This is a genomic window from Arachidicoccus rhizosphaerae (genome assembly GCF_900107765.1).
GTDB classification, from domain to species: domain Bacteria; phylum Bacteroidota; class Bacteroidia; order Chitinophagales; family Chitinophagaceae; genus Arachidicoccus; species Arachidicoccus rhizosphaerae.
Genome location: NZ_FNQY01000006.1, coordinates 133694 through 146963 on the forward strand (window position 1 = coordinate 133694; position 13270 = coordinate 146963).

Genomic DNA, 13270 nt, shown 5'->3' on the forward strand with positions numbered 1-13270 from the left:
GCCCTTCATATCCTTAATGATATTTTCAATAAAAGAATTCAAGAATATTTAAAAGAGATCCTTCAGACATCTAAGTGCTGCGTGATATCCACACATGCCATGAACCCCACCTCCGGGAGGAGTAGAAGATGAGCATAAATAAACTCCCTTAGCCGAGGTTCTATAAGGAGATAGGCTAAGTACTGGACGAGTGTATAATTGTCGAATGTCCAAAATCCCCCCATTAATATCCCCTCCAACATAATTGGGGTTATAAAGCTCCAGTTGTTGTGCGTTAATGGTATTACGTTGGATTATGGTATTTTTGAATCCCGGAGCATATCTTTCTATTTGGTTCTCAATTATTTCTGTTTGGTCAATAGTAGATCCGTTTGGAACATGACAGTATGCCCATGCAATATGTTTTCCTTCTGGGGCGCGTGATTTGTCGTACAGGGTGGGCTGACTCAATAAAACGAAAGGTGTCGTAGGATTGATTCCCCTGGAAGTATTTAATTCACTGGTAGCTATTTCTTCAAATGTGCTTCCAAGATGAACTGTTCCTGCCTTTTGACAGTCCTGATTTTTAAAAGCGATAGGTTCATTGAGTGCCCAATCCATTTTAAAGACCCCCATTCCATAACGGAAATGCTGTAATTGCCGTGTGTATGAAGATGATAAACGAAGATCTTTTAAATTGAGTAATTGTTTCGGCGTGAGATCTAATAATATTGCTTTAGATGTGGGTAATTGTTCTATTGATTCAATGAAATTTCCAGTTTCGATTCTGCCTCCTATTGTTTTAAAATACGCTCCTAATGCATTCGCCATATTTTGCGACCCACCTTTTATTATGGGCCAGCCATATAAATGAGAAGCAGTCATTAACACTAAGCCTATTGCGGAAGAGGCAATATTGGATAAAGGCTGAATAGAGTGGGCTGCCATGCCGGCCCAAAGTCCTCGTGCTTCATCCGTTTTAAATCGATTTGCCAGAAAAGTTGCCGGCATTATAGCCAGCTTCCCAAATTTCGCCATTGAAATTGGCTTTTTCGGGAAATGTAGCGGGCCTAAGGCATCTTCTATGACTTCTGGCCAAATTTCTAATAGCGGGCTTATAAGGGATTTATATTTTTTGCCATCTCTGCCTAGAGAGTCTGCTGTTCTATCAATTGAGTGATGAAGTATTGCAGCCTTGCCAGTATCTAACGGGTGAGCCGCATCTATTTCTGGATATATGAACTGTACTCCAAGTTGATCAAAAGGTATAGTTTTAAAAAAGGGGGAGCTAATAGCCATCGGATGAACTGCTGAACAAATATCATGTTGATACCCTGGTGCTGTAATTTCAGCAGTTCTCATTCCTCCTCCGACAGTATTTTTACCTTCAATTAATAAGACAGATAGCCCATTCCTTTGTAGCGTAATAGCAGCTGCCAAGCCATTTGGCCCCGAACCAATGACAATTGCATCGTAATTTTTATTAGACATTATTTATTGCTTTGAAGAATGTAGTAAGTTTGAAAGAGCAGATTGAATATCTGGATATTTGAATTTGAAATTAATGTTTTGTAAATAATCAGAACTGACTCTTCTACCTCTTAATATTAGTTCTGGCTGTGTTCCGTTGAGGAAAAGACCGATTTTTGCCATAATTGGTGGCGTATTCAAATAATAAGGGTGTTTGATTAGTTTACGTAATGCTTGCATAAATTCCTTATTCTTAATTGGGTTAGGTGAAGTGCAATTAATAGCTCCCTGAAAATTATCCTGGTAAATGGCTAACTTGAGAATATTAATAAAATCTTCCTCATGAATCCAGGAGAAGTACTGTTCTCCACTTCCAATATTTCCACCAAATCCCAATTTTATTAATTTTGAAAAAGGTTGTAACAGACCTATGTCTTTTTGTAAAACAACACCTAATCTCAGTATAACTCTTTTAGTATTTGGCGTCTGGTGTTTGAAGTATTCTTGTTCCCACTTTCTGCAAACATCAGCAGAAAAACCTTCACCGGGGTTTTCTGCTTCATTTGTTATAAATTTATCTGAATAGCCAAAAAGGGCAATTGAGCTAGCATTTATCCATACTTTTGGTGGATTCTTTGTTTTTTGAATTCCCTCTGCTAAAACGTTTGTCGCATCAACTCTTGAAGATAGTATCAGTTTTTTATTTTTAGGAGTGTAGCGGCAGTTAACGGACTTGCCAGTGAGGTTAATAATTGCTTTTGCTGATTCAAGAACTCTTGCCCAGTCTCCTAAGTTTTTGCTATCCCAATGTATATAATTTATTTTATTTATTATTCGACTTGGGCCTCTAGTCAGTATTGTTAGTGATTCACCTTCCTTTTGTAGATATTTAACAATGGTTTGTCCTAGAAATCCAGATCCTCCTGCTATTATTATTTGATTACTCATCGTTGATTATATTAGTTGGATTTTGATTGGAAGTATAATGAATACAACTATCATAAATTGAGAGATATCGATTTATTTTACTACATATCCCATCCTGATGCCTAACAGAGGCATATCCTGAACTCAGTGTTGTTATGCCATTAAATTGTGACTCCACTAAATGTGGATGATTATTAAAGTACTTACATGTTCGGCATTGTTCTTTAGGAGTTGCTTTGGATGTCTGTATATATTTTAAAATCTTCATCTTATTAATTTGTTGTAATGTTAGTCCAGTAATGACCAAAAACACCTACAGATAATATATAGCCTAAAATCAGGTTTACGATAACCCCAATTGTAAAGGCAATGAATGGCTTGATTCCTGCTTTTGCTAATTCTTTAAACCTTGTAGTTAATCCAATGCTGAGAAAGCTAAAAGTAAAAGCCCATGTTCTTAATGAAGTGATAGGTGTTATTAATGCAGGTTTAACCACAGTGTTATATTCCGCCAAAGAATTCCCTTGTACTATTAAAGAAGTAAGGATAGATGCGATTAAAAACCCTAGAACGAATTTTGGGAATCTCCACCAGATTTGACCAATTTGAACTTTGGAATTTGTTTCGTTTCTTTCCCAAATTGTAACAGATATAAGTGCTAAAATAAAAGACCAAATGCCAATCCAAATATCCCGACCTATTACTTTTATTAAAGTATATGCGGCAAGTGCTTGATCCGTTGTTCCTGTAATTGCCGGATGAGTTGCTGCAAGACCTCCGTATGATTGTGCAGCTGCTAGACCCGCGGCATCTGCAAATTCGGATGTGCCAATCCATGCTCCTGCAATACCAGTAGGCAAATTCAATAATCTGGCAATAAACGGGAGGACAAAAATGATAATAATTGCCCACAAAACCACAAGACTGATAGCGATTGGAGGGTGCTCTTTTTTTGCACGTACAGCACCTGCTACAGCTATTGAAGCGGAAACTCCGCAAACTGCGCCTCCTGTACCAAGTACAGCGGCAAGTCTTCTGTCAAGCCCTAGTTTTTTTGCAGTAAAGAATATTGTTAGAAAGGTAACGATTGAAACAATTGAAGCTTGCAGTATGGCTATTGGCCCTCCCCAAATGATTAAAGTAAACGGTAAAGTTGCTCCTAACAATACTATGCCCAATTTAATATAGAACTCTACCCTGAAACCTGCGTCTAGCCATTTTGGGAGACCTATTATATTTGATATGAATAATCCTAATGCTAATGCTAGTAGCGGAGGCTCTAAATTATATTTATTAGCTTGATCCCAACTACCTATAATATAAATAATTAAAGACAATACGAAAATAAACAGGAATGACTTTAAAAATGCCTTTGGTTTTTGACCAATAAAGGAAGTGACTATTGTGAAAAGTAGTGCTAGTCCGATAAATAAAGCAATATATCTTAAGCCATTTTCTGACAGCTGATTTGCAAGATCAGAAGGCGTACTCCATTTACCAGGAGCCACAGCAATCCAGGAGATACTCGAACCTGCGATGTAAAAAGCGTAAGCAATAAAAACAATACCTAAACCTAACCAAACTGCCCACCAATCTTCTTTTGATAGTAATTCCTTGAAAAGGGAGGTGTTGCTCCCTCCCAACGGTTGGATATGACTTGATTCCATAAAATAATAGTAATTTAAATTGAAAAAATGCAAGAAACGATAAAGCGAGTCGATGATGTTGTTAAGCAAATGTATTAATCCATTATTAATCTACCAAAATAGTAGACTAGTAATTTTAATAGAAGGCGGCTTGTTTTTAAATTATTCTCTTTGCTTGAGTTGTTAGGGGATTATTTGATTTTGAGGAACAAAAAAATATTAGGAAATGAAGATTACAATAAATTTAATATGAATGCTTTAGGGTAGTTTACTAACTTTTGTATGTAAAAATTTAAAAAAAATAAAAAAATAATAGTCTATAAAATTGGTAGACTAATAATTTCAATTATTTTTGCAATCAAGAAATCATAATAAGATGTTGGGTGGAGTTGTTAGTTTAAATTTTTTAGGATTACAAGCTGGAGGAAAGGTAGCTTGTTGTAGCAGTTTGTAAATATCCAACACGGACCTTTTATCTGTGTCCATATTCCAAAATTCTAAATACTTTCAATATGGTATTGCGCTTCTCTTGCCCGTTAGGGCAATAAACTATTCATAAAATTGCCGGAACTGTTGACGCAGTTCCGGCATGAAAACAATTAAGGCTGTCGCTAAACAAACAATCCCGAGTAATCGAGACTGTGACCTTTTTATATGTTAACAAACAAAATTAATGAAAAATTTTCTGTTGGGAACATTTTTAACGTTCCTACTTCTTTTCCCTTATTTTATTAAGGCTCAGAATAAAAATGAGCCTCAACTCCATATCAATTCTATATTGAATGGTAAAATAATTGACCAACGGACAAAATTGCCAATTGAAGGAGCAACAATACAAATTAAGGGTATAACACATAGTGTACTCTCGGATAAAAAAGGGGAGTTCAGTTTTAAAACTGGCCAAACGCTTCCATATACCTTGATCATATCATATGTAGGTTATGATACGGTAGAGGTAGTTGCAGAAAAATCTCCTTTAGTCGTCAAATTAAATGAATCTGCTAATCAGTTAAATGATATTGTTGTTGTAGGGTATGGTACACAAAAAAAAATTGCGATTGTCGGGTCTATTGCGACAGTTAAAGCAGATGAAACTAAGAGTATTCCTGTAGCAAGTTTAGATGCCCAATTGCAAGGAAAGGCGGCTGGGGTACAAATCAATTCTCAATCTGGGACTCCAGGGGAAGGTGTAAGAATTAGAGTCAGGGGGTCGACCTCTATTAATGCAAGTAATGATCCACTTTACATAGTTGATGGAGTATTTATAAACAGTAACTCATTGGCAAATGCAGATGCTACTACTGCTAGCGGAAAAGCCGGCCCAATGAATTTAGGGCAAAAGCAAACTTCTGCAATAGCCGACATAAGTCCCTCTGATATTGAAAGTATTCAAGTATTAAAGGATGCAGAGGCAACCGCAATTTATGGATCACGAGGCGCTAATGGTGTAGTAATAATTACGACGAAGCATTCAAATCGAGAAGGAAAAGCAAAGGTTGTTGCTAATGTCTCGGAGGGATTTGCAAAGGTGCAAAAAGGTAAGTTATGGGATGTGGCAACGGGGGAAGAATATGCTACTATCGTAAATGAGACATGGATTAATTCGGGTATTGACAAACCATCATTGTCTCAAACCGAAGAAAATGTTCCATTTCAAAGAGCACCAGATGGATCATGGTATCCGGGAAATAATACTTATCGTGGAAATCCATCAGATCAACAAAGTTATACACCAATTAGGCTTAATCAAGTTTTTAGAACAGGCTCCTTGCATAGCTATGATTTAGCTGTACTTGGAGGCTCCAAAATAACTAATTATTACGTAGGAGCGTCTTATAATAAACAAGATGCAACTATTAAGCCCGCAGATTTTAGTAGGATTAGTTTAAAAGCGAATCTGAAATCAAAAATAAGTGAATCTGTTTCATTAGGATTAAATAATTTATTTTCAAGAACATATAGAAACCAATTGAGAGACGGAAATGGCCCTGAGGCTGGAATTTTTCAATCTGCACTTCAAACTCCAACATATTTGCCTGTAAGTGATTCTAGCGGGAATCCACTGCGATGGGCAAGTTTTGATAATACTGAAGTTCTTGTCAATAACCCTGCGCAATGGACAAGCAGTTTAAGATATATCGGAAATGTTTATTTAGATATTCAGCTACTTCCCAATTTATTGTTTCATAGTTCGTTTGGAATCGATTATAATAATTATCGTGAATCTGAATATTACAATACCAAAACTTTAATAGGTTCTTCGACCCAAGGGGAAGCAAAAAATAATTTAATCCACAATTCTTCTTGGGTTAATGAACAAACGTTGTCATTTAATAACACTTTAGGAGATAAAGGTAATATAAGTTTCCTTATTGGTAATACTCTTCAAAAGAATCAATGGGATGCAAATTATTTAGCTGGAACAGGATTTCCAAGTGATGCATATAAATTAATATCGTCTGCTTCAAATATTACAGGTGGGCAAGATGAATCAAAAAACTCTTTAGCTTCCTTTTTTTCAAGGGTGAGTTACAATTATGATAGAAAATATTATTTAGAGGCGACGGCAAGAGCAGATGGTTCTTCTAAGTTTGGAAGGAATCACAAATGGGGATACTTCCCAGCCATTGGAGCAAGTTGGGTAGTTAAAAATGAGGAGTTTTTGCATGATTTTGATGGAATCTCTACCTTAAAATTAAGGGCATCTTATGGGATAACTGGTAATTCGAATGGAATAAATGATTATGCTTCGCAGGGGTTGTGGACAGGGAGTGCAAGTTATCCGAATTCGCCATCTAGTGGCGACTATGCTGGTACTGCTCCTTTGCAATTAGCGAATCCTGATTTGAAATGGGAAAACACTGCTCAATTTAATTTGGGCGTTGATATGGGGTTATATAATGACCGTATTAATTTGACTTTAGATCTATATTCGAAGTTAACAAATAATGCACTGTTGAATTTACCAGTTCCATCTTCGACAGGCTATACATCACAATTGTCAAATGCAGGCAGAATAAGTAATAAAGGTTATGAATTAGGTATTTCAACTATTAATATCAAAACCAAGGATTTTGAATGGACTACTAATTTCAATATATCTGGCAATTATAATAAGATTCTTAGATTGGAAACTCCAATTACATTTTATAGTCGTGATTGGTTAATTGATGCAGAAGGCCACCCTATGTACTCTTTTTGGTTATATAAACAGTTATATGTTGATTCAAAGACAGGAAATGCAGTTTTTCAGACCGCAGATGGAAAAACTTCTTATAGCGACACATATAATCCAAATGTGACTTTGACAAATGATGATAGGGTTATAATGGGGAATGCTATGCCTGATTTTTTTGGAGGAATAACTAATAATATAAATTATAAAAGATTCGATTTTAATTTGTTTGTTTCATATCAGTATGGAAATGATATAATTAATTACAACCGATTTTTAGGGAATAAGCAAGGACAGGCCCCAACATTTGCAAATAGATTTATAACTAAAGATCAATTAAATAGATGGACGACTCCAGGTCAAATAACAGATGTTCCAAGGGTGACCAGTGTAGGTAATAATTATTTAGTTGAACAAAATAGCAGATTTTTAGAGGACGGATCCTTTATTAGATTGAAATCACTCACCATTGGTTATACATTTCCAGAAAGTGTAACTACTAAAATCAAATTAGATAAAGTGAGATTCTATATTCAAGGTACGAATCTTTTGCTTTTGACAAAATATTCTGGACCAGATCCAGAGATAAGTGTAAGTCAGGGATACAACGGGAATGCACCAGGATTGGATCAAGGAACTCCTCCTCAGCCAAGAAGTATCCAATTTGGATTAAATGTTACTTTTTAAATTATTATATATGTATTATTCAAAAAATAAAATTCGTAATTATTTAAGGTTTATTATAGTTTTTACTTTAGCCATTTATACAAGTTCTTGTAATAAATTTTTAGCCATTACTCCTACAAACGCTGTTTCAGATCAAATTGCTATAACTGATAGTGCTTCAGCCTCAAATGCACTAAGGGGTAATTATAGGACATTAGCTGATGGTTTGTCTAGTTTTTATTTTGATGTTTTGCTGTCTGGGAATGATATTTTATATACTCAATCATCGGCGTATTCTTTGCAATTTTTATATCACACGCTGACATCAGATAATGATGATTTGGGAACGATCTGGGCAAATGAATATGCCGTTATTAATCAAGCTAATTTTATATTATCCAAGGTTCCTGATCTTCAGAATATTTCGGATAAATATAAAAGCCAGATTCTTGGAGAAGCCTATTTTTTAAGAGGAATTGCTTATTTTAATTTGGCCCGAACTTTTGGAAATGTCCAATTATTCCTTAAACCTACGCTCGAAGTTTCAGATAAGTATGGCGTTTCACAAAGCCCTAAAGATGAGGTTTTGAATCAGGTTTTGAATGACTTGAATGACGCGATTTCATTGTTGCCAGATGTTTTGAATCGAAATAGGGCAACTAAAAAATCTGCGATTGCACTCAGATCTAGGCTTTTTCTTTATCTAGATAATTGGGATGCTGCTGAGAAGGATGCTAGCTCTGTCATAAGTGATTCTTCTAATTATAAGTTGGTCTATCCCTACAGTTTGTTTTATACTTCTTCGGATAATTCTGAAATAATTTTTGAAGCTTCTTATAGCCTTAATTATCCAAATGGGATGTACAGTGGTTGGAAATCTGGGGGTAATTATAGACCTAATGACTCTATTATTAGTCTTTTAAATGATCCTGAAGTTGGAGGATCAAGGAAAAGTTTATTGACAAAATCAGGGAATACAATCTTAGGAAATTTATATCCATCTAGTAATGGAACAGATCCTATCCCATTAATAAGAGTAGCTGAGTTGTTTCTAATTAGGGCTGAAGCTAGAGCACATTTGGGTAATTATGTTGGTGCTTTTTCAGATTTGAATAAGGTTCGAAGCAGAGCAGATCTTCCTAATATAGCTGTATCTAATAATAGTATAATATATGATTATTTAGAAAAAGAGGGCAGAGTTGAATTTGCATTAGAGCCATATAGATGGTTCAATCTAGTTAGAACAGGAAGAGCTGCATCTGTCTTGAATGTTTCCGAAGCATTCCGTTATTTATTCCCTATTCCTACTTCTGAAATACAGGCTGATAAATCCCTGATTCAGAATCCAGGATATTCGAGTTCTAATTAATTTTTTTAAGATAAATTGACTTTTATGTCTTTAAATGGTAGATTTTTGAAAAAAGGTAATAAGATAGGTTCAATTAACAGCCTATTATACGGTGTTGTTCAAGATGACTTTTCTTTTCCGATTTGGAAAAGTTGGGAACAACGTGCTTTTCAGTTTTTCTTTATTTTTTTATTATTATTGACTCTTCCTATTGATTTCAGATTTTATAAATTATTATTTTCCATTGATTGGTTACATATTAATTTTTATTCAATTTTTCAAATTGTTCGGTATCAGACTCAGTTTTTGCCAATTATTTATCTGCCAAAGTGGGGTATAGGAAGTTTTGGAAATTGGGGAGTAGCTGCGATAGTTGCCTTTATTTTATCTCAAGTCTGGTGGCATTATTCATCTAATTATTTGAAGAATTATACTGCTTTAAATTATTGGTTAAGAGTCATTTTAAGATATAGACTTGCGTCTCTATTAATTGTATATGGTTTTATAAAGGTTTTTCCTATCCAAATGCCTTTTCCTTCCTTAAGTAATCTGGTGACTAATTATGGTGACTTTTATGCTTGGAAAATTTATTTTCAAACATTGGGGATAAGTCCTAAGTATGAATCATTTTTGGGATTTATTGAAATTTTTGCTGCAATTTTATTGATAAACAGAAAGACAGCCACTTTTGGTACCGGTTTGTTGATTGGTTTCTTGGGAAATGTTGCTGTAGCCAATGGCTTTTATGATATTGGTGAACACGTGCTTAGCACCTACATAGTTTTATTATCTGTATTTCTTTTTGCTTATGACATTCCTAGATTATATAATTATTTTATTAAAGATGATAAAGAGACTATTGCAGATCGTTTTAAACCTGACTTTTCCGAAAAGAAATTGTCTAGAATAAGACTTTTTTTAAAATTTGGTTTTATAGCCTTTATTTTATTGTATGGAATTTTGACTCAACATAGTTTTGCAATTGAGTCTTATAAATTGCCTAAAGAACAAGGGTTACATGGTGCTTATGGATATTATGATGTGACCAATTTTGTGCTTAATCATGATACGATAAATTATTCCTTTTCTGATCCTCATAGATGGGTTGATGTTGTTTTTGAAAAATGGTCAACCATTTCAATTCGAGATAACCGACCTGTAATTGTTGATAAAACAAGTGGTGAAGGGTATTACGATAAGGATATTGATAGAAATTATGAATTAGCTGGAAATGGCGGTCGTCATTATTATTATTATACAATTGATTCGACTCGAAGATTGTTATTCCTGCAAAATAAGAATCGTGCTAAACGGTTTGATAAGTTCACGTTACACTACACATTTATTAATGATTCCACTTTAGCACTGGATGGTTCTTTAGATAATTCTGATTCAGCTTTTATTGTGCTCAGAAAAAAGAAACTAGACTTTCTAATGTTTGAAGGTCGACGTCACCCTGTTAAAAATTGATAAAATTAAAATTATTTAATACTATGGAATTAACATTGAAATTTAATAAGCTTCATGAAGATGTTCAAGAGTTAGGTGCTAATGCGTGGACTAAAACAAAATTGTTTGCCTTTAGAGTCATTTTTGTTTATATTTTACTTTTGTGCATTCCCACTTATTCTGGATTTTACACGGGAATATTTAAATTAAAATTAAGTCAAATTACATATAATGATCTTCAGTCAATTGTCGCTTTTTGGCCTCCTCAATTTATTACAATTCAAAGTGAAGAGGGAGTTTTTGGGTTACTAAATTATATTAATTTAATTTTAGCTTTATTAATTGCTTTTGGTGCAGCTGGTATTTGGACTGGTCTAGACAGAAAAACTCTTTCTTATAATAAGCTATATTATTGGATTAGAGTGTTAGCTAGATATAGACTTGCTTATGGAATGATTGGCTGGGGTTTAAAAAAGATTTTTCCAATGCAAATGGTGTGGCCAACCATCGGGATGTTGAATACACATTTTGTAGATATGGTTGAGAAAAAGCTATATTGGTCACATGTAGGTGTTGAATTTTGGTATACTGTATTTTTAGGATTTGCTGAGTTTATTCCTGGAATTCTTCTGCTCTTTAGGAAAACAGCCACTTTGGGTGCTGCATTAGCTGCAGTTGTTACTTTTAATATTTGCATTGCCAATCATGCTTATGATGCGGGGGTAGCTGTTCCTGCTGCTTATTTTGCTATTATTGGTTTATTTTTAACTTCTTATGATTTGCCAAATATTTGGAAATTGTTAGTTAAACAGGAAAATGTAAAACCATTTCATTTTTATCCAACATTTACTAAGTCACAGAAATGGATTAGATTTTGGGTCAAATTTGTTTTCAATTTGATCTTTGTGCCGATTTCTGTTTTTTTATGGGGATATGGCTTCTTTAATGGGAATAATTATAATATTCCAAGTACGCCTGGCTTGTCTGATACGAAAGGTTATTATAATGTGTCATTATTTAAATTAAACGGGAAGATTCTTCCATTTAATCCTAATGATTCTATTCGATGGTCCGATGCTACGTTTGAAGCGTGGTCTTCATTAAGTTATAGAACTAATAGGTCTGCTTATATTGACAGGATGATTGGTTATTCCCCACTTAGGGTGAAAGGAAAGAAAAATAGGAAATTGAATCAACCAGATACACAGATTGCAGATTGGTTTGCTAGAGCCAATAAAAACAGAGATTTAGGTGTTACTCGTTGGGAAGTTGGTGGGATGGCTGGCGAAAGAAGATATTTTTTTTATAATGCGGATACTTTAAAACATGTTCTGTATTTGCAGAATAAGAATGTTAATGCTAGAGATGAACGTCAAGTATTAAATTATTCTTTATCAAAAAATAGGATTATTCTTTGGGGAATTAATGAATTTAATGATTCTATTTATGTGGTTTTGGATAAGTCCTTGAAGATCTATCCCTTAGCTGAAGGAAGACAAAGTGTTCGATCTGAATTTTAAATTTGTCAATTTGAAAGTGATAAAAATGCTAGTGTGAATGATGTGGAAACTTGACATGAATGATTCGATTGCTTTCAATTTGAAAAGGTAACAGGTCTTCCCTATTGGTTTTCTGGTTGGTGTAGGGAAGCCTGGTTACCTAATATATTTTCTTGTGTTGAACTTGGTGGCAATAAAAGGCTGTCTCATAAAGAGGTGGCTCTTTTGGTATATTCAAGTCATGATGCTCGCTTTTTGACTTATTCCTAAGTCTCTATGTATTTGTGAATCTTCTTTTTATTTAAATTATTGGCTAGTGGAACTATTAAAAGCCAAATTTCGCAGCCTATTATGAATTTCGATTAATGATTTAATAATATAAGAAGTCGTAACATGACCATTAATTTTGCTCTCATATATTTTCTCACCAGCTTTATGTTTGGTTAAAATGACGGAAGAAATTCAACTTGTTGAGCAGTTAGTAAGGGGAAGTGGATCCGCCTTTAAAAAAATTTATGATATCTATAGTCCTTTGATTTATAATAATATCCGAAAAATTGTCCACCCTATTTCTGAAGCAGAAGATCTTCTCCAGGAAGTGTTTACCTGTTTGTGGCAACAAAGAGAAACTATTGATCCGGAACAACCTATTAGTAACTGGTTATTTGTAGTCAGCTATAATAAATCTGTTTCCTATTTAAAAAGGAAACTACGCCAAAGGATAGATTATACACCTCAAATTGATGGGGCCTTATTTATTGAAGAAGAACCTTTGGATGAAGAATTATATATTGAAAAGGAAATATTCCTTCAGAAAGCAATTGAAAGATTGCCTGCTCATAAGCGTAAAGTAATACAACTGTATTATTTTGAACACAAAGATTGTGATACTATTGCCATTGAACTGAATTTGACAGTTTCTTCTGTCAGGTTTTACCTTAAACAAGCCAAGGGAATTCTTCGAGATGCTGTCTATAGCAACAGGATGTTTAGCGGAACTGGTATAGGCGTCGGGATCACCATTTTATTTTTGCTACTTAATTGCTGATTTATAAGCCCTTTCTACTTTCCTCGTTTTTTCGTAACAATTTATTCATCCAGAATTATATAC

At 34.4% G+C, this 13270-nt stretch carries 8 protein-coding genes; 5 read left to right on the forward strand and 3 right to left on the reverse strand.

Annotation, left to right across the window (positions count from 1 at the left end; genetic code table 11):
• Nucleotides 1-48: 48 nt before the first annotated feature.
• The 3 genes from BLU80_RS06990 to BLU80_RS07000 all read right to left on the reverse strand — a co-directional run bounded on the left by BLU80_RS06990 (nt 49) and on the right by BLU80_RS07000 (nt 4043).
• Entirely contained in the window at nt 49-1470 is a 1422-nt protein-coding gene (locus BLU80_RS06990) for a phytoene desaturase family protein (RefSeq protein WP_091395638.1), read from the reverse strand.
• 3 nt (nt 1471-1473) lie between these two features.
• The gene (locus tag BLU80_RS06995; protein WP_091395641.1) at nt 1474-2397 is read right to left on the reverse strand and encodes a TIGR01777 family oxidoreductase; all 924 of its coding nucleotides are present in this window, start codon (nt 2395-2397) and stop codon (nt 1474-1476) included.
• Nucleotides 2398-2648: 251 nt separating this feature from the next.
• Complete coding sequence (locus BLU80_RS07000; RefSeq protein WP_091395644.1) at nt 2649-4043, reverse strand: YeiH family protein; 1395 nt, start codon at nt 4041-4043, stop codon at nt 2649-2651.
• Between the two features lie 652 nt (nt 4044-4695).
• Here BLU80_RS07000 and BLU80_RS07005 point away from each other — a divergent pair.
• The 5 genes from BLU80_RS07005 (at nt 4696) to BLU80_RS07025 (ending at nt 13207) form a co-directional block, all read left to right on the forward strand.
• The gene (locus tag BLU80_RS07005) at nt 4696-7884 is read left to right on the forward strand and encodes a SusC/RagA family TonB-linked outer membrane protein (RefSeq protein WP_091395647.1); all 3189 of its coding nucleotides are present in this window, start codon (nt 4696-4698) and stop codon (nt 7882-7884) included.
• A 10-nt stretch (nt 7885-7894) separates the two neighbouring features.
• Nucleotides 7895-9232 (forward strand): RagB/SusD family nutrient uptake outer membrane protein, encoded by a 1338-nt coding sequence (locus tag BLU80_RS07010; protein WP_170831172.1) that lies wholly within the window; start codon nt 7895-7897, stop codon nt 9230-9232.
• Between the two features lie 24 nt (nt 9233-9256).
• Nucleotides 9257-10681, forward strand: coding sequence for a DoxX family protein (locus BLU80_RS07015; protein WP_211481785.1), 1425 nt, complete (start codon nt 9257-9259; stop codon nt 10679-10681).
• A 23-nt stretch (nt 10682-10704) separates the two neighbouring features.
• Nucleotides 10705-12180 (forward strand): hypothetical protein, encoded by a 1476-nt coding sequence (locus BLU80_RS07020; protein ID WP_091395653.1) that lies wholly within the window; start codon nt 10705-10707, stop codon nt 12178-12180.
• 427 nt (nt 12181-12607) lie between these two features.
• A complete protein-coding gene (locus BLU80_RS07025) occupies nt 12608-13207 on the forward strand; it encodes an RNA polymerase sigma factor (protein WP_091395656.1) in 600 nt (199 codons plus the stop codon).
• Nucleotides 13208-13270 lie beyond the last annotated feature (63 nt).